Origin of the sequence: Sulfitobacter sp. (genome assembly GCF_036961165.1) — a bacterium.
Classification (GTDB): Bacteria; Pseudomonadota; Alphaproteobacteria; order Rhodobacterales; family Rhodobacteraceae; genus Sulfitobacter.
In genome coordinates, this window is the sequence record NZ_JBALVJ010000002.1 from 158,649 (window position 1) to 175,880 (window position 17,232).

Sequence of the window (17,232 nt, forward strand, 5' to 3'; positions counted from 1 at the left end):
TCAGGTGTCATGGCCCCAATCATCGGAATCGGGGGCTGGCAGGAAGTCTTTAATGAGGGTGAGAACCGCATCGCTATGGGTGCAGGGCAGGCCGTGACCAGCATCCTCGACCACCTCATGGGTCACATCGCGGTTCCACGCAGCCAATTGGCCCATGGCACTGGCAGGGATCACGCCATCCTCGGCACCCCAGATGGCGAGCACGGGCAGGCCGATACGGCGCAGGGCCATGTGCTCACCCTCCATGGGCTTTGCGAGGATACCGCGCAGACTGGACATGACGGCTGGGATGAAGCCCTGAAACATCAACTGCGCTTCCTGACCTTCGATGATCTCGGGGAGTATAGTCTGAGAGGCCTGTTCAGCGCGAGTTCCGTTGCGCATCTGGGTCGGGAAGGCGGCAAGCATCAACCATTTTCCAGCGATTCCACGATCACGGATGAAACGCACCAGCGGCGTGTTGCGTACGGTCATACCGGCAGAGGCCAGCAGCACCAGACGGCGCACGCGGGCGGGGTAGGTGGCGGCAAACCCTGCAGCAATTGCGCCGCCCATTGAATACCCGATCAGGTGGAATCGTTCATCAAGCTCAAGATGGGTCAGCAGATTATCCAGCTGGCGATTGAAGAAAGTCTTGTCGTGCAGCCCCTCTGGCCGGTCTGAAAAGCCGCGGCCGTAAAGGTCATAAACCAGCACTCGAAACCCCAGCGCCACAAGCCCTTTCGTCAGAGGTGCCCAAACAAAGCTGGGTGTGGTCAGCCCGTGCACACACACCAAAAGAGGTCCGCTGGCAGGGCCAGACAGGTGGTAATGCGTGACGCCTTGGCTAAGCTCTGAAAACTGTCCTAGCGCAGAGCCCCTGCGCCCATCGCTCATAACGGCGCGCGAATGCTCCAACAAAAAAGGGGCTGCGATAACCGCAATCAGCAGCCCCAAGAAGAGCAGCCAGATCATCCTGCGGCGCGCCACTGCGCAAGGATGTAGCGGCTGGTCATCAGGTCCAGATGCGCGCCGCCGCCATTCTTACAAATGGTAATTTCCTCATCCGATGTGCGGGTGAAAGCGCTCAGATCGTAGTAATCAGCGATGATGTCTTCACGGGTGATAGCGCCAGTCTCCAGTGGGATCTTGATCTCACCGATATGACCGATGGTGGTGTCGAAACTGTCAACGAACAGGCGCGCGCGGCGCAGGGCTTCGTCGTCAACTTCGCGCATGTCGGGGCGGTAGGCGCCGATCAGGTCCAGATGCTGGCCCGGTTGCAGCCACGCACCTTGGATTACGGGCTCGGTCGCCATGGTGGCGCTGCCGATAATCTCCGCCTGACGCACCGCGCTTTCCAGATCGTCGGCGATGGCGACGTCTGGCAGTGCTTTAACCAATGCTTCGGCAGAGGCGCGCGTGCGGCTCCAAACAGTGAATCGGGCCTGCGGGAAGGCGGCTGAATAGGCGGCATGCAGGGACTGGGCCACAGTGCCAGCGCCAACCAGTAGGATGTGCGTCGCGTCAGGGCGCGCCAGTCGGCGTGCCGCCATAAGGCTGTCACCGGCCGTCTTCCATTTAGTGACCAGATGGAAATCGATAATCGCCTCAAGCGTGCCGTCGGTGTCCGAATAGAGGCTCACGCCGCCGTTGATATTCGGTTTGCCCTTTGCGCTGTTACCCGGAAAAATTATGGCCGATTTCACGGCCATCCCCATGCCGTCAATCCAAGCTGCACGGCTCAGTAGCGTGTCGGGGTCACGATAAAGGAACGTGTCCCCGATCTCGGCCTTGGGCAGGCTGTGACCTTCGGCCAGCGCATCGGTGAGCGTGATCCAGTCGAGCAGTTTTTCGCCTGCCTCAAAGGGGATAAAAGGTATGTCGGTCATTGTGCCTCCTCTGGCGTGAGCAGCCCCGCGGCAACAAGACGGTCTGCCCAGCCTTGTGATCCCTCGAACAGATGTGTTTGCCAGCCACGTGCAGCAGCGGCAGCGATGTTTTCGGTGCGGTCATCGGTGAACAAAAGTTGGTTACCCGTCAGGTCGGCACCTTCTTCCAGCATTTCATAGATACGCGAATCTGGCTTGATGACACCCATGTGGCCAGAAATGAAATCGAGGTCGAAGGCCCGCAAAAAATGGTAACGGGTAGCCGCCAAAGCGTAGGTTTCGATCCCGAAGTTGGTAAGCGAAAACACCGGTACGTCGCGCGCTTGCAAGGCAGTCATCAAGCGAACAGAGTGATCAATGGCCGGACTAGCAATGTCCAACCAGCGGTCATGCCAGATCCCAAGCTCGGCCTTGCGTTCGGGGTGCCGTTCAGCGGTTTCCGCCAGAACAGCCGAGAAATTCTCGCCCCGATCTACGCGGTCATTCATGGTGTGCAGGTCGATGGTGGCAAACAGGGAGTGGCGGTTCTCGACGCCAATTTCGGCATCGAAAAACCGCTCTGGTTGCCATTCGATCAGCACATTGCCGATGTCAAAGATCACGGCGCTTGGTGTCATGCTTCAGTCCTCGTAGCCAGTGGCGAAATCGGGAAAAGTTCAGTTACGGCAGCTTCTGGGCCGCTCTGATTTCGCGCTCCAGCGCCTCCAAAAAGCGGGAGCGGTCGGCTTTTGTAAAGCCTTTCCCGCCGCCTTGTCTGAACGGATCAGCAGCCCGCAGATCGGTCATCAGATCGCGTGTAGCCAGCACGTTACCGATATTGGCCTGCGTCAGCGCTTCGCCGTTATGTTTGATCACCCGCGCGCCTGCTTCAACACATTTCGCAGCGAGCGGGATATCTCCGGTAACGACGACATCACCGCGTCCTGCGCGATCGGCAATCCACATATCCGCCACATCGGGACCATCAGGGACAATAACCGTCTCTACATAGGGGTTTTTTGAGGGTCGCAGCCCGCCGTTGGACACCACAAACATCTTGAGCTTGTGACGCGTGATCACCCGCTCCGCCTCTTCTTTGACGGGGCAGGCATCAGCGTCAATGTAGAGTGCGGTCATGCGGACCACAGCGCGTCTGCATGGAAGGTTACGTGATCCTCCATGAAGGTGGAGATGAAGAAATAGCTGTGATCGTAGCCCGCCTGCATGCGGAAGGCGCCGTTCTGGCGGCGCTTGGCCATGGCACCGCTCAGCGCCTCGGGCATCAGCAGGTCCTGGAACTGGTCATCGGTCCCCTGATCAATCAGAACCGGACCGTCAAAGCCTTTCTCCTGCATCAGAAGCGTGGCGTCATGCGCGGCCCAGCTTGCCTCGTCTGTGCCCAGATAGGCGGCCAGTTGTTTGCGGCCCCAGTCGCTGGATGTCGGATGCGCGATTGGCGCGAAGGCAGAGACGGATTTGAAACGGGCAGGCAGCGACATCGCCAACGTTAGTGCTCCATGCCCGCCCATCGAGTGTCCGGCGATCGCCTGACGATCCATATCTAGCGGAAAGTTATCCGCCAGTAGCGCGGGCAGTTCGTCCGCGATATACGACCACATTTGAAAGTGGGGTTTCCATGGATCTTGCGTTGCGTTGACGTAAAATCCCGCCCCTTGGCCCAGATCATACGCCTCGTCATCGGCCACACCTTCGCCGCGCGGGGAGGTATCTGGGAAAACCAGCGCGATGCCTTGCTCGGCCGCCCAGCCCTGCGCACCTGCTTTGACCATCGCGTTCTCGTGGGTGCAGGTCAGGCCGGATAGAAACCACAGTACTGGCACGGGACCATCCTGCGCCTCGGCGGGCAAGAACAGGGCAAAGGTCATGTCGCAGTTGCAGGCCGCTGAGGTGTGTTTGATCACATGCTGGGTGCCGCCAAAGCATGCATTGGAAGATAGGGTTTCCATGGAGGTCTCCTTTTCGGGGTTGTCCATGGCTACCCAGCGCAGGCGCGGGGGGCAAGCCTTGTCTGTATCAAACGCCCGCGGAGGCCTTTGTGAGCCAGCCAATCCAGAGACTGACACTGACGATACTCACCGCGGTCGAGACAAGAATGGCCGCCGAAACACGCTGCGGCGCGACGCCGTAATGTTGCGCAAGCATATAGACATTACCTGCCACCGGCAGTGCTGCGGCAGAGATGATCACCGTGGCCTGATAAGGATCAACCTTGAACAGGGCGAAGCAGGCGAAAGCCACAAACAGCGGGTGCAGCACCAGTTTGCAAAAGCTCAGCCAGCCAGCGACCGACAACCGCTCGGTAGATTTGGAGGCCAGCGACGCACCGATGGCAAACAGCGCTCCGGGGGTGGCAGCAGCGCCCAGAAGGGCCAGAAACTCGTTCATCGGATCAGGGATCGGAATCTTAAGGCCAGACCAGAGAAGACCTAAAGTAATGGCGACAATCATTGGATTTCGGATAAGGCCCATCCCGACTGTGCGCAGGATCCTTAGGCTCATGCGGCCATCCCGTGAACCGGTGATCAGGATAACGATGAGCGAGGAAAACACGATCAGATCAACAGCCAGCGCGAGCATGACGGGACCAATCGCCTCTGGTCCCAACAACAGCGTGAGCATGGGTACACCCAGAAAGCCCACGTTGCCGATCACGGCGCATTGAGCTTCGATCGCGGTGATCTCAATGCTGAGCCCGCGGACATAGCAGACTATGGTGGCGATCCCGTAGACAAATGCCGTGCCCCAAAGGTAGGCCGCCACAAGCCGCCCGTTCCATACGTCGGCTAGCGACAGGTTTGCAGAAAACCGGAATAGCATCGCCGAGAGTGCGAAATAGAAAATGAACTTCGTCAGATACGCCGTCGCTTCGGCCGTGAAAAATTTCGTACGGCCAGCCCAATAGCCCAAACCGATCAGGGCAAAAAAGGGGAGCGTTTTGAGGAAGATCGCAAGCATTCGTCACAGATAGCTTGGCGATTTGCCGGAAGCTAGCGAAAATCCGCCTGAAAGCTGGTGGCGGTGAGAGAAACATGGGCATCCAACGGCGGTAAAAGCTCGAACGCGCGCGGGGTGCGGGCAAAGTCATAGTCTCGCATGAGACGCCAATGCGCGCGTTCACGCCTTGCCACTGCCAGTTCGTTTCGGGAAATGTGGAACGGCGTCCGGTCCCAGCCAGTTGTGGTTTTTACTTCGATCAGACGAGGCGTTCCGTCGGGCTCAAAACTGGAAATATCATATCCGGCGCCATAGCCGTTTTCGTCTGAAACCCAGCGCACCCGCTTGGCCAGATCATGCGCGCCGTGTTGTCGTAGGGTTGCGCGCTCATGTGCCAGCACGCGCACCTCTCCCGCGCGGCCCAAGGCGCGGTTGCGGGCATCACGGGCAGCAATATCGAATTTGCGCGCGATGGTGAGGTATTCCTCCGCCTCTTTGGGCGGGGGTGCACCCCGCTGGGTGGGCGGCGTGTCCAGATACAGCGGCGCATCCTCGGCCATGCCTGTAGTAGGACACGTGAATGCCGGTTCGCCTTTTTCCTGCAGATACCTGCCCACGGCGTGCGGCAGGTTAGAGTTGTAGTGCGGCAGAGGCTTGTACCCTTTGATAAAGGGCAGTCCAAATCCGATCATAATCGCGCTGATATTTTGGTGTAGCTTTTCGATGGAGCCTTCAGTATGTGCGACAAAGGGCAGCAAAGCGCGCCTACGGACGGCCTTCACGTATGGCTGATCAGAGACATCGGCATCCAGCATTGCAAAATAGTCTGCAACGCAAAGATCAAATTCTTCTTCAGTCCAAGGTGTTCCCGCCATAGTGGCAGCCTAGTTTGCGGATGCAGAACGTACCAGGCTGAAATCTCTGGTGTTTTGTACTTGGAAGTAAACTGATCAGTTTATATGCTGGGTGTTCATCGGCAGGAGCTGTAATGACCGCGCTGACATCGATCCCGCAAGACGCCATTCACCGTGGCCGAAAATATGATCAGGTGCTTGAGGGCGCGCGCTCCGTCTTTATGGAAGACGGATTTGAAGGGGCGAGCGTGGATGACATTGCACGCGCGGCTGGCGTATCGAAGGCGACGCTGTACAAGTATTTTCCGGATAAACGGATTTTGTTCATGGAGGTGGCGCATGTTGAGTGTCAGCATCTTACCCGCTCTGTTCTTGATAAAATTGATCTGACTGCCCCTCCGCGTGAAGTTCTGGGCCAGACTGGGCGGCATTTTCTTAGTTTTGTGACCAGTAAATTAGGTCTGCAAATCTACCGGATTTGTGTGGCCGAATCCGAGCGGTTTCCGGAGATCGGGCAGCGATTTTACGATTCCGGTCCAAACGTGATGCGCACACAAATGACTATCTATTTCGAACAGGCCTGTGCTCGGGGTGAGCTGAATATCGATGACTACGCGCTGGCGGCGGACCAGTTCGGTGAATTGTGCAAGGCCGACATATGGATGCGCCTGCTGTTCGGGGTTATCAAAGACGTAACTTCCGCTGAAATCGACCGTGTGGTCGACAGTGCGGTGGAGATATTTTTAGCGAGGTACGGGACATGAAATACACGATATTGGCAGGATTGATGCTGGCAGGTTGCGGTGCTGCTATCGCCCCCACAGCGGGCCGTGCCCCTGCAAATGCACCTGATACCTGCAACGCGGCAGCACATCAGGGCCTGATCGGGTCAGACGCCACGTCATCCTTGGCACTGCCAGAGCCCAAACGGCTGTATGGCCCCAACGATGCCGTCACGACCGATTTCAGTCCCGCACGGCTGAATGTTCAGCTGAACGAGATTGACAATATCGTTGCGATTACCTGCGGCTAGGTCTTTGGCCGGTTATCGAGAATGCGAACTGCCTTCCCCTCGGAGCGGGGGACGGCGCCTATTTCCCCAACGTCGATCTTGACGTTGATCCCGACGGATTGCTTGATCCCTGCGGATAGTTTTGCAGCCGCCGCTGCGCGGGCGTCTGCGCCCACTTCAGCGTCTGAGACTTCGGTCAGGATGCGCATTTGGTCCATCCGGCCTGGCCGCGTCAATTCGATCTGAAAATGCGGAGACAGGGCGTCGACCTGCATTAGTATCTCTTCGATCTGGGTCGGGAATACATTGACGCCGCGCAGAATGATCATGTCGTCGCTGCGCCCTGTGACCTTTTCCATGCGGCGCATACTGCGCGCGGTGCCGACCAGAAGCCGCGTGAGGTCACGGGTCCGGTAGCGGATGATCGGGAACGCCTCTTTGGTGAGCGAGGTGAATACAAGCTCCCCCTTCTTTCCCTCGCCGACAACTTCGCCAGTTTGGGGATTGATGATCTCGGGATAGAAATGATCCTCCCAGATGTGCAGGCCGTCCTTGCTCTCGACGCACTCCATCGAAACGCCGGGCCCGATCACTTCGGACAGGCCGTAAATGTCTACGGCGTGCATGTCGAACGCCTGTTCGATCTCAAGGCGCATGGCGTTGGTCCACGGCTCGGCCCCGAAAATACCAACCTGAAGCGAGCTGTCGCGTGGATCAAGGCCTTGCTTCGCGAACTCGTCCAGAATGGACAGCGCGTAGGAAGGGGTGACTGTGATCCCCTTTGGCTTGAAATCGTCGATCAGGCGGACCTGTCGCGGGGTCATGCCGCCAGAAATAGGCACGGTGCTTAGTCCCAGCGCATCAGCGCCAAGGTGGATGCCAAGGCCGCCCGTGAACAGGCCATAGCCATAGGCATTGTGCAACATGTCACCGGGCCGCATACCGGCTGCCCGAAGCGAACGTCCGACGACACTCCCCCAGTTCTTGAGGTCATTCTCGGTATACCCCACAACAGTCGGCTGACCCGTGGTGCCGGAGGACGCATGGATACGTTTCACTTGGTCTTGCGGGACCGCAAACATCCCGAAGGGGTAGTTATCCCGCAGATCGGTTTTGACGGTGAAGGGGAACTTTGACAGATCGCTTAGGTGGTGCAGATCATCAGGATGTACGCCTGCCGCATCAAAGCTGCTGCGGTAGAAGGGGACGTTGTCATAGGCATGACGCAGCGACCATTTGAGGCGCTCCAGTTGCAGGGCTGCGATCTCGTCGCGGCTGGCAATCTCGATCAGGTCAAGGCTGCTACGGGCTGGGGTGAGGTCTTTCATGCGGCGGTTTCTCCCTCTTCGGCAAACAAGTGGCCCTTAATCGTGCGCGACAGGCCGCGCATAGTGGCAACCATACGCCCGTCTTCGCCCGTGACATTGACATCATACACACCAGAGCGTCCGGCCAACGCGGTTTCCTGCGCTGTGGCGGTCAACAGCTCGTCTGCTTTGCCTGGGGCGATGTAGGTGATCTGGTTTTGCTGGGCGACTGTCAGCTTGTTGTAGCTGTTGCACGCAAAGGCAAAGGCGCTATCGGCAAGCGTAAAGATATAGCCACCGTGGCAGATGCTGTGTCCGTTCAGCATCCGGTCGGTGACGCGCATCGTCAGGGTGGCTGATCCCGGCGCAATCCGGGCGAGCTGCATGCCCAGATCGCGAGAGGCATTGTCGTTCGCCATCATCGCTTCCCCTGCTTTTTCCGCACGCATCTGTGGAGTCATCATCGCACCCTAATATGTTTCATAATTTGCGAACCATACCTCCATTTGTAACGCGATCAAGTAATTCGATCGCAAGGGGCTTGATTTGCACCGCGCTCAAGGCAAGTCTGTAGACATGAATATACCTACGATCCCGACAAACACCATGCGCACCAGCGGAGCGGAGCGCGTGGCCGAGCAGGTGGCGTTCCACCGAACCGAGCTTTCGGTGGTCCTGTCGCTCTATGGCCGGATGGTCGCTGCAGGCGAATGGCGAGACTATGGCATATCGTGTTTGCGTGAAGTGGCGGTCTTCTCTGTATTTCGCCGCACAGCAGAGATCCCGCTATATCGGATAGAGAAACGGCCCAAGCTGAGGGCCAAACAAGGCATGTATGCTGTTGTGGGTGCCAATGGTCAGGTGCTTAAACGAGGGCATGACCTTAAATCAGTGCTGGGCGTGCTAGAGCGCAAGCTGATCCGCGTGGTTGAATAGGCGGATAGATTGCAGCCAAGCCTATCGTGGGTTGGCGGCAATAGTTTAAGTCTAACGTGGGTTAATCCGTGGTTGGCAGCCTGCGGTGAGCAGTCACCGGACCGTCTGTCTCGGCGATACGCGCGATTGCGTCCTTGATCGGCTCAAACACGGTGGCAATGGCGTCACAGTTTGCGTGGATCAATGTATCCTCGTCCCAAACCAGTGCCACATGTCCTTTCCAGAACAACAGGTCATTGCGCTGCGGTGTGGTGTCCGGCTCAAGCAACGTGCCGAGGCTTTCCTCTTGCATGTCGCTGTCACCGCCGCAGGGAATGTTGCAGGCAGCACACGCCGCCTGAATAAGGCCGGAGCAATCAATCCCCCAGCGACTGTTACCGCCCCACAGATAAGGCGTGTCGAGGTAAAGCGCGGCTATGTCCGCCGGATCGCTGGCATAGACGTCAACGGCAGTGATGTGCTGTTTTGGCACAAAACCGTGGCTGGTGCGGATGAACCCATCTGCGTCGTCCAGCATGGCAAGCCTGCTGCCATGGCTCAGCGCGCAGCGGTCGATCGATTTGAAATTGGCATTCTGGTAGCCGTGGCTGGCTGCTGCGATAACCTTGTGGGTAATCGGCTGCGGCTTGGTCAGCGCTGACACGCCGACATAGCCGTAATACCCGTCTGCTGCCGATTGCACATAGGCCCAACCGTCTTCGCGCCACAGGATCGTCACGTCAGCGCCGATCAGCAGTTGGCGGTCACGTGCGCCGTTAGGTTTGCGCAGCAGGTTCACCACGCTGCGGCCGATCTGCGCAGGCTCGTTAAGGCCGACGCGGTTGGGATCGAGGGTCATGCGGGGATGGGTCATTTGGTCAGTATCCTGTCTAGAGCGTCCAGCAGGGCGCGTGTGGCTTGGCCCACACCACCTTTGGCACGTGCGGGTGCCGTGCTGGGTTGCCAGCCGTATATGTCGAAGTGCGCGTAGTTGCTATCCGTAACAAAGCGGCGCAGGAAAAGGGCGGCTGTAATGCAGCCGGCAAAGCCGCCAGAGGGCGCGTTGTCCAGATCGGCAATGGCTGGTTCGATCATTGTCTCATAGGGGGTATGAAAGGGCATGCGCCAAACCGGATCGGCCACGGCAACAGCCGAACTCTCCAAGGCGGCGACGAAATTTGCATCATCGCTGAAATAGGGCGCAAGGTCGGGCCCAACAGCCACACGAGCAGCTCCGGTCAGGGTCGCCATCGAGATGATCTGGTCCGGCTTTTCCTCATCAGCCAAAGCAAGCGCATCGGCCAGCACCAGCCGCCCTTCGGCGTCTGTGTTGTTAATCTCAACCGTGAGACCCTTGCGCGATGTCAGGATGTCCTGCGGACGGAACGAATTACTTGAGACAGAATTCTCGACCGCTGGGATCAGGACGCGCAGGCGCACATGCGCACCCGTTGCCATGATCATATGCGCAAGGCCCAGAACAGCCGCCGCGCCGCCCATGTCTTTTTTCATCAGGCCCATGGAAGCACCCGGTTTGAGGTTGAGGCCGCCAGTATCGAAACATACGCCCTTGCCGACCAGCGTCAGGGTTGGACCATGATCACCCCAGCGCATGTCGATCAGCCGTGGCGCGCGGTCCGCAGCACGGCCCACAGCGTGAATCATCGGCAGGTTTGAGGCAAGCAAATCCTCTCCGACGGTCACTTCGATCTGTGCGCCATGCTGTGCGGCCAGATCGCGAGCGGCTTTTTCCAGATCGGGCGGGCCCATATCGGATGCTGGCGTGTTGATCAGCGTGCGGGTCAGGGCTTCGCCGTTGGCGATGATCTCAACGCGCTGGGCGTCAATACCAGCCGGTGCGATCAGTTTTGCAGCCATCGGCGTGGCTGTTTTGTAGCGATCAAAGCGGTAACTGCTTAACAGCCAACCCAAAGCCTCCGTCTCGGCCTGCTCCGTCGATAGACCACTGGAAATACGGTAGTTGCCTTTGGGTAGCTTGGTTGCTGCGGCCGCCAATGCGAAACGCCCGCGTGCGCGGCTTTGCGGCGTTCCGTAGCCGGCCAGTGCCGTGGTGGGCAGCCCATCCGCCCCTGCGATGACAAGCGCCTCGCCGATGCTACCGGTAAACCCGTTTGCCTCTACCCAAGCTGCGACAGCCGGCGGCTGGCCTTCCAACCAGTCTTTTACATCGTCCTGAGCCAGAACAAGCAAATCAATCGTGTCAGAGGCGGCATCGGCAAAGCGTAGGGACATGAAACAGCGAACCTTTTAGTGGGGGATGGGATAGAGGCTTAGCCTAGCCCATCCTGCTGCCGCTGCAAGCGCCGTCACTTAAATGCTGAGGTCTTCCATTGCCCAGATCGCGGAAAGCGACCGCTCCCCTATGCGCAGCATCCGCGACAGGGTTGCTGCAATGGCCATGTCGTCCTCGGCATCTATGCAATTGGTCACATCCTTCGCGACCTGCGCCAAAAGGCCCATGCCGATCTGATCCGATATTGCGATCAGCGATCGGGCATGTTTGCGCAACTGACCCAGGTTTCTGGCCCGCCACAGCGTATCGCACTGCGACATCCGCACAGCCAATTCTTCCATAGCCCGAGAGACCACAGATTCGGCGCTTGTTGTGCCCAACTGGGCAAAAAGTATCCCCAGCCTTGCCTGATCAAGCTGGATCTGTTCGGACACACGTATGTTGACAACGTTACTCATGAAACACCCTTTATTTTGCCCCCACGGCTTGGGGTGTTTATCCGTGAGAAGGGTTTTCAAATGGTTTTCAGCCAGCGGTGTTTTCGCTCGAATTCGGGACGAATTCAGTCTATTTGAATGAAACTGAGTTTTGGGGTTAGGACAGATCATGGACAAGGCAAAGCCGCTTCCGGCATATCTGGTACAGCGCTATCACGGCTGGAAAGCGACCACATATGCGGAAAATAGCGCATGGTATCGCAAGCTGGCGACGGATGGTCAGCACCCGCGCGCTATGGTCATCTCCTGCTGTGACAGCCGCGTGCATGTCACGTCGATCTTCGGCGCGGATCAGGGCGAATTCTTTATCCACCGTAATATTGCCAATCTTGTCCCGCCCTATCAGCCTGATGGTGCGCAGCACGGCACCTCGGCGGCGGTTGAATACGCGGTACAGGTTCTGAAAGTGGCGCATCTGATTGTTTTGGGCCATTCCAACTGTGGCGGCGTGCAAGGCTGTATGAATATGTGCAGCGGCAACGCACCTGAACTGGATGCCAAGGACAGCTTTGTCGGGCGATGGATGGATATTCTGCGGCCTAAATATGAACTGGTCAAAGACATTGCCAATTCTGCAGAGCAGCTGCGTCAGCTTGAAAAACATTCGGTCATGATCTCACTCGAAAACCTGTTGACCTTCCCTTGGCTCGCTGAAAAGGTCAATTCAGGTGAGCTGACACTGCACGGGATGTGGACCGACATCGCCGAAGGCGGGTTGGAATACTACAACCCGTCATCAATCAAGTTCGAGTCGGTCTGATATTGAGCGGCACGAGGGAGCACCCATGTCCGAGTTTTTAAGCCTTGCCGGGCAGAACCTGCTTTCGCCCATCATACTCAGTTTCGTGCTGGGTGTCTTTGCCGCCCTCGCACGGTCGGATCTCAGCATCCCCGAGGCAGTCGCCAAGGGCATGTCGATTTATCTTCTATTTGCCATTGGTTTCAAAGGTGGCGCGAGCGTAGCGTCTTACGGTCTGGATCTGCGGCTTGGGTTATCCCTACTTGCAGGTGTTGTGCTTTCAGCGCTGTTGCCGCTGATCGCTTTTGCGCTGCTCAGAGTGATGACAAACATCAGCCGCTTGGATGCTGCGGCTGTTGCAGCGCATTACGGCTCAATTTCAATCGTGACGTTTGTCGCGGCGACCTCGGTTCTGGAAGGACGCGGAATTGAATCAGAAGGGTATATGGTTGCCGTTGCTGCGGCGATGGAAGCACCGGCCATTCTCTCTGCGCTATGGCTCATCTCTCGCGGTGGCGGCGAGCAGTCCAAGGGCATGGACAGCGCCTTGATGCGCGAGATCATGCTGAACGGCTCTATCGTACTGTTGGTTGGCGCGTTTGCGATAGGCTGGGCCACGGGCGAACAGGGGCTGAAAGAAATTTCGAGCTTTATCGTCAATCCATTCAAGGGTGTTTTGTGCCTCTTTTTGCTTGATATGGGGCTGGTCGCAGGGCGCGGTCTGCGTGGTGGCGGCGGTGTACTGACGCGAGGTGTGCTGGCTTTCGGCGTGCTGATGCCGCTTGTCGGTTCGGTGTTCGGACTAGCTGCCGGGATGATGCTGGGGCTCAGTGCGGGCGGGGTCGCATTGATGATGGTGTTGTCTTCATCGGCTTCCTATATCGCGGTGCCTGCTGCGATGCGCGTTGCTGTTCCTGAAGCCAATCCTTCGCTTTATCTCACGCTGTCGCTGGGCGTGACATTCCCCTTTAACCTGACCATCGGTATCCCGCTTTATGTGGGCATTGCCATGGCTGTGACCGGAGGTTGATCGATGCAAACACACAAAGCCAAACGGGTTGAGATAACCATTGAGAACGTAATGGAGTCGCGCCTGACCGACGCTTTGCGCAAGGCGGGCGTGACGGGATACTCCATCTTGCCCGTGCTTGGCGGTTCTGGCCGCTCCGGTGCTTGGTCCCGTTCGGGGCAGGTGAGCCGAGCTCAGGGCATGGTGCAGGTCGTTTGTATTATCCGGCCAGAACGCCTTGATGCGATGCTGGACGCTGCGTTCGAGGTGGTGGAGCGGCATATCGGTGTGGTCAGCATCGTTGATTGTGATGTATTGCGCGCGGAGCGGTTTTAACTCAGCGTTAACCATATCTGGCAGAGGTTTAGGTATGGAATTGGAATCAGTCACTCTCAAATTGCCACGCTACCTGTTGTCAGGTGCGCAACGTGTCGCAACTGCGCGGGACGTTACAGTAGGTCATTTGGTCCGGCACCTGCTCAAGCGAGAGGTGGAAAGACAACTCCCTGCCAAGGGACGCGTGGCGACTGATGAACGGCTCTTCAGGCACTCCTTGGTCGTGATGTGGAACAGGCTTCGGGTTGGGGCGATCTGGCAGAACGGCTGCGCCCGCACGGCTATTCGCTGCAACCCTCCAGCAGCGATATGACTTTGATCAAGACCAGCTGTGGCACCCGTGTGTGCAAAGGATCCGAGATCGGGTTTTCCTATACCACGCTGGTGAAGCGCTTTGGCGGCCATATGCCGGGCCACAGTCAGCTGACAGGTGGTCAAAGCGTAATGCCTGCAGGATCAATCTACGCCACCCGCCACGCGAAGCTAAGCGCCCATATGGAAACTGCACGCAGTTGGCCCGACCTGATCAACCGCCTCGCCGTTGAGGGGATGGAGCTGCGCGCGCTGGGGGCGGGATTGGGCATCTACTTGGCCGCAACCGGTCGCCACTTGTGCAACACTTCCACAGTCGGCACGCCCTATCGTGCATTGGTTGCGCGTTTTGGCGCGGATATCCCCGGCCCAAAGCCAATCGTGGCTTCTGAAGAAGAGGCTACCGACCTGATTGAACGTTCCGGCGGATGCGTGGTTAGCGTAGGACCTTCCCGTCGGGCCAGCGAATGGTTTGCGCGACTGTCACGTCCTGTGTTTCGCCCGCATTCAGTGACAGGTTCCACTGAAGCAGACCGCGGCGATCATCTACGTCTTTCACGTCAACGCTCGGCTGCGCCTCCCACTGGATAACCAAATCGTCCTGTTCACTGTAAGGCACCGCTTCGAGCAGTTCGACATCCCAGTCCTTAGTGCCGAGGTTTTCCAAGGTCATGCGGACCTCTTGAGTTTTGGCGTTGCTGCGGCTTATCAAGCCACGGTCGCCTTCGCTTCGGTCAAGCAGAGCATAGTTTAAGTGCAGGTCCTCTAGTGGGCCGAAAGCTTGTTTGATTTCACTGCCGACAGGAACAGCGGCAAAGCTGCTCCGCCCGACCAACGCTCCATCCACGAATATCTGCGCACTTGCCGCCTCCAGCAATGGTTCGCGGCTTTCGTTCGTTGCCACTGCCATCAAAAACGCGGTCGTGTCGCGCGCAGGCACAGCGCGGGCAAACACGCGAGCGTCGAACTCGAGTGCATCTAATTCCACCCGCGCCCCTTCGGCGTTTTGTGCAATCGTGATCGCGGTGGGCAGGGTGTAGGTCACGCCGGGTCCGTCAAAATTTGGCTGGGGTGCAGCCGGGGCCATCTCCATCATTACAGGCGGCGCTCCTACCGCGTCAGCACTGAGGCTACTGAGAGACCGTTCTAGCTTTGCACGCGCTTGCGGGTCTTCAAAGCGCAGCAATGGCGGATAGAGCTCGGACGGGAGAACCTGTCCACTGGGCGCCAGAGTGGAGAGCGTGAGGGTCACATTTTCCCAATTCTCACCACTGTTTTGATAGATCAGGGCAGCACGGCGGAGCGTCAGGCTGTCAGTGCCGCCTCTGTTCAGCATTACGTCATAGGTCGGTTCCCAAGAGGCGCGGGTAGGATAGGTGATGGAGGCTACCACATTGCCGGCCTCTGGTGCCGCAAGAGTGAGCGCGAGCAGGGATTTCGGATCGGTAGGCGGCGTCAGTGCCGCCAACGCAGCGCGTGCATCGGCCAGCGCTTTTTCGAGGTCGGGACGTTCTTCGCCAACCGCACGTGCCTCGCGTTGTGATGCGATTTGGGCCTGAGTGGCGGCCACCGTCTGAGTCTCTACCATCTGCCCAAGGGTGGCCAGTTCTTCAGGGCCTGAGGGTAGCTCTTTGTTCGTGGCCAACCCCATCAGAAAGCTCAGGCGCGCCTCGGCAGCCTTTGCGGCAACGCTCGCATCTTCGATCCGGTCATCCAGGTCACGTAAAGCGCGTGTAGCGTCTTCGATCCGTTCTTTGGCAGCGGTCACAGCCGCGCTATCACCGTCGGGCTGTGGCGGCAGTGCATCTGTGCGCAAACGTGTGCTGCCCAGTTGCGCGCCTTTGATGCTGACACGCAAACTGCCCGCATCCACCCACTGCGGCAGATCGGGAAGGACCAGTTCATGCGCGCCTGCGCTAACATCGACGCTCACTTCATGGGTGACCAAAGCAAAGCCGTTGTAGACCGTTACGGCCGATGGCGCTGAAAGCAGGGTGAATGTTTCCGCCAAGGCTGGCAGAGGCAAAGCGGCTAAGGCGATGGCAATAAAGCGCATGATTATGGAATCCTTTGATATTTGTGCCAGCATGCAACGCCGGTTGCCAAAGAAAAAGGGGCGCCCTTTCGGACACCCCTCAAACCATTCCCGCGTGGGCGGAAATCAGCCTTTCTTGAGCACTTCACGACCCAGCAGTTCCGCGATCTGAACTGCGTTCAGGGCAGCGCCCTTGCGCAGGTTGTCAGACACGCACCACAGGTTGATGCCGTTATCAATTGTGCTGTCCTGACGGATGCGGCTGATGAAGGTCGCATAGTCGCCAACACATTCAATCGGCGTGACGTAGCCACCGTTTTCGCGCTTATCGATCACCATGATGCCGGGCGCCTCGCGCAGGATGTCACGAGCCTCATTTTCGTCCAGATGGTCTTCGAATTCGATGTTAATCGATTCCGAGTGGCCCACAAACACAGGCACGCGTACGCAAGTAGCTGTGACCTTGATCTTGGTATCGAGGATCTTCTTGGTCTCGACGACCATTTTCCACTCTTCCTTGGTATCACCGGAATCCATGAAAACGTCGATCTGCGGGATCACGTTGAAAGCGATCTGCTTTTGGAACTTGTTTGGCGGCACATCTGTGACGGGATTATAGATGCTTTTGGTCTGGTCCCAAAGCTCGTCTGCGCCTTCCTTGCCGGCACCCGACACCGATTGATAGGTGCTCACAACGACGCGCTTGATCGTCGCGCGATCATGCAGCGGCTTGAGCGCCACAACCATCTGCGCGGTTGAGCAGTTGGGGTTGGCGATGATGTTCTTCTTGGCATAGCCATGAATCGCTTCGGGATTCACTTCTGGAACGATCAACGGAATTTCAGAGTCGTAGCGATAGAGGGACGAGTTATCGATGACGACACAGCCAGCGGCTGCTGCCTTGGGCGCGTACTTCTTCGTGGCGTCGGAGCCTACGGCAAACAGCGCCATGTCCCAGCCCGTGAAGTCGAACGTATCAAGGTCTTTCGTCTTGAGTGTCTTATCGCCAAAGCTGACTTCCGTACCCAGCGACTTGCGGCTGGCAAGTGCTACGATTTCATCCACAGGGAACTGGCGCTCAGCCAGGATGCTCAGCATTTCGCGGCCCACATTTCCGGTGGCACCTGCGATAACGACGCGATAACCCATCTCGTTTA

Annotated in this window: 20 protein-coding genes; 6 read left to right on the top strand and 14 right to left on the bottom strand. The window is 57.9% G+C overall.

The genetic code is table 11. The annotated features are described in order from the left end of the window. The 7 genes from V7730_RS01975 to V7730_RS02005 form a co-directional block, all read right to left on the bottom strand. Positions 1 to 954 (bottom strand): alpha/beta fold hydrolase, encoded by a 954-nt coding sequence (locus V7730_RS01975; RefSeq protein ID WP_335745901.1) that lies wholly within the window; start codon positions 952 to 954, stop codon positions 1 to 3. Continuing rightward, on the bottom strand, positions 951 to 1,871 hold the full coding sequence (locus V7730_RS01980) for an ornithine cyclodeaminase family protein (protein WP_335745902.1): 921 nt from the start codon (positions 1,869 to 1,871) through the stop codon (positions 951 to 953). The genes V7730_RS01975 and V7730_RS01980 overlap by 4 nt, the downstream gene beginning before the upstream one ends. Further along, positions 1,868 to 2,488 carry an HAD family hydrolase gene (locus V7730_RS01985; RefSeq protein WP_335745903.1) on the bottom strand — a complete coding sequence of 207 codons (621 nt, stop codon included), beginning with the start codon at positions 2,486 to 2,488 and terminating at the stop codon, positions 1,868 to 1,870. The genes V7730_RS01980 and V7730_RS01985 overlap by 4 nt, the downstream gene beginning before the upstream one ends. Positions 2,489 to 2,531: 43 nt before the next feature. Then, a complete protein-coding gene (locus V7730_RS01990; RefSeq protein ID WP_335745904.1) occupies positions 2,532 to 2,987 on the bottom strand; it encodes a YaiI/YqxD family protein in 456 nt (151 codons plus the stop codon). After that, on the bottom strand, positions 2,984 to 3,817 hold the full coding sequence (gene fghA / locus V7730_RS01995; RefSeq protein WP_335745905.1) for an S-formylglutathione hydrolase: 834 nt from the start codon (positions 3,815 to 3,817) through the stop codon (positions 2,984 to 2,986). Before fghA ends, V7730_RS01990 begins: the two co-directional genes overlap by 4 nt. Before the next feature lie 67 nt (positions 3,818 to 3,884). Beyond that, the gene (locus tag V7730_RS02000) at positions 3,885 to 4,826 is read right to left on the bottom strand and encodes an AEC family transporter (RefSeq protein WP_335745906.1); all 942 of its coding nucleotides are present in this window, start codon (positions 4,824 to 4,826) and stop codon (positions 3,885 to 3,887) included. Positions 4,827 to 4,858: 32 nt separating this feature from the next. Further along, positions 4,859 to 5,680 carry a DUF3883 domain-containing protein gene (locus tag V7730_RS02005; protein ID WP_335745907.1) on the bottom strand — a complete coding sequence of 274 codons (822 nt, stop codon included), beginning with the start codon at positions 5,678 to 5,680 and terminating at the stop codon, positions 4,859 to 4,861. Positions 5,681 to 5,793: 113 nt separating this feature from the next. Between V7730_RS02005 and V7730_RS02010 the strand changes: the two genes are divergently transcribed. Both V7730_RS02010 and V7730_RS02015 read left to right on the top strand, forming a co-directional pair. Continuing rightward, positions 5,794 to 6,423: a TetR/AcrR family transcriptional regulator gene (locus tag V7730_RS02010; RefSeq protein ID WP_335745908.1), complete on the top strand. Its 630-nt coding sequence runs from the start codon at positions 5,794 to 5,796 to the stop codon at positions 6,421 to 6,423. Then, positions 6,420 to 6,692 carry an I78 family peptidase inhibitor gene (locus tag V7730_RS02015; RefSeq protein WP_335745909.1) on the top strand — a complete coding sequence of 91 codons (273 nt, stop codon included), beginning with the start codon at positions 6,420 to 6,422 and terminating at the stop codon, positions 6,690 to 6,692. Before V7730_RS02010 ends, V7730_RS02015 begins: the two co-directional genes overlap by 4 nt. Here V7730_RS02015 and paaK read toward each other — a convergent pair. Together paaK and paaI are read right to left on the bottom strand one after the other, a co-directional pair. After that, positions 6,689 to 7,999, bottom strand: a complete 1,311-nt coding sequence (gene paaK / locus V7730_RS02020) for a phenylacetate--CoA ligase PaaK (RefSeq protein WP_335745910.1) — start codon at positions 7,997 to 7,999, stop codon at positions 6,689 to 6,691. The two genes, V7730_RS02015 and paaK, sit on opposite strands and share 4 nt — an antisense overlap. Further along, entirely contained in the window at positions 7,996 to 8,439 is a 444-nt protein-coding gene (gene paaI, locus V7730_RS02025) for a hydroxyphenylacetyl-CoA thioesterase PaaI (protein WP_335745911.1), read from the bottom strand. Before paaI ends, paaK begins: the two co-directional genes overlap by 4 nt. 115 nt (positions 8,440 to 8,554) lie before the next feature. Between paaI and V7730_RS02030 the strand changes: the two genes are divergently transcribed. Continuing rightward, positions 8,555 to 8,914, top strand: coding sequence for a DUF2794 domain-containing protein (locus V7730_RS02030; RefSeq protein WP_335745912.1), 360 nt, complete (start codon positions 8,555 to 8,557; stop codon positions 8,912 to 8,914). Between the two features lie 61 nt (positions 8,915 to 8,975). Here V7730_RS02030 and V7730_RS02035 read toward each other — a convergent pair whose 3' ends face one another. The 3 genes from V7730_RS02035 to V7730_RS02045 all read right to left on the bottom strand — a co-directional run bounded on the left by V7730_RS02035 (position 8,976) and on the right by V7730_RS02045 (position 11,605). Continuing rightward, on the bottom strand, positions 8,976 to 9,767 hold the full coding sequence (locus tag V7730_RS02035; protein ID WP_335745913.1) for a C40 family peptidase: 792 nt from the start codon (positions 9,765 to 9,767) through the stop codon (positions 8,976 to 8,978). Next, a complete protein-coding gene (locus V7730_RS02040) occupies positions 9,764 to 11,146 on the bottom strand; it encodes a leucyl aminopeptidase family protein (protein ID WP_335745914.1) in 1,383 nt (460 codons plus the stop codon). Before V7730_RS02040 ends, V7730_RS02035 begins: the two co-directional genes overlap by 4 nt. Positions 11,147 to 11,224: 78 nt before the next feature. Beyond that, a complete protein-coding gene (locus V7730_RS02045; RefSeq protein WP_335745915.1) occupies positions 11,225 to 11,605 on the bottom strand; it encodes a hypothetical protein in 381 nt (126 codons plus the stop codon). 148 nt (positions 11,606 to 11,753) lie between these two features. Here V7730_RS02045 and V7730_RS02050 point away from each other — a divergent pair, with 148 nt between their 5' ends. The 3 genes from V7730_RS02050 to V7730_RS02060 are packed head-to-tail and all read left to right on the top strand — an operon-like array spanning position 11,754 to position 13,728. After that, on the top strand, positions 11,754 to 12,404 hold the full coding sequence (locus V7730_RS02050; RefSeq protein WP_335745916.1) for a carbonic anhydrase: 651 nt from the start codon (positions 11,754 to 11,756) through the stop codon (positions 12,402 to 12,404). A 25-nt stretch (positions 12,405 to 12,429) separates the two neighbouring features. After that, complete coding sequence (locus V7730_RS02055) at positions 12,430 to 13,413, top strand: sodium-dependent bicarbonate transport family permease (protein ID WP_335745917.1); 984 nt, start codon at positions 12,430 to 12,432, stop codon at positions 13,411 to 13,413. Positions 13,414 to 13,416: 3 nt separating this feature from the next. Then, a complete protein-coding gene (locus V7730_RS02060) occupies positions 13,417 to 13,728 on the top strand; it encodes a P-II family nitrogen regulator (RefSeq protein ID WP_335745918.1) in 312 nt (103 codons plus the stop codon). A 748-nt stretch (positions 13,729 to 14,476) separates the two neighbouring features. On the opposite strand, the gene V7730_RS02065 is transcribed toward V7730_RS02060, so the two are convergent. After that, positions 14,477 to 16,096 (bottom strand): DUF4139 domain-containing protein, encoded by a 1,620-nt coding sequence (locus tag V7730_RS02065; RefSeq protein WP_335745919.1) that lies wholly within the window; start codon positions 16,094 to 16,096, stop codon positions 14,477 to 14,479. 105 nt (positions 16,097 to 16,201) lie between these two features. Next, positions 16,202 to 17,224 (bottom strand): aspartate-semialdehyde dehydrogenase, encoded by a 1,023-nt coding sequence (locus V7730_RS02070; protein WP_335745920.1) that lies wholly within the window; start codon positions 17,222 to 17,224, stop codon positions 16,202 to 16,204. Between the last annotated feature and the right edge of the window lie 8 nt (positions 17,225 to 17,232).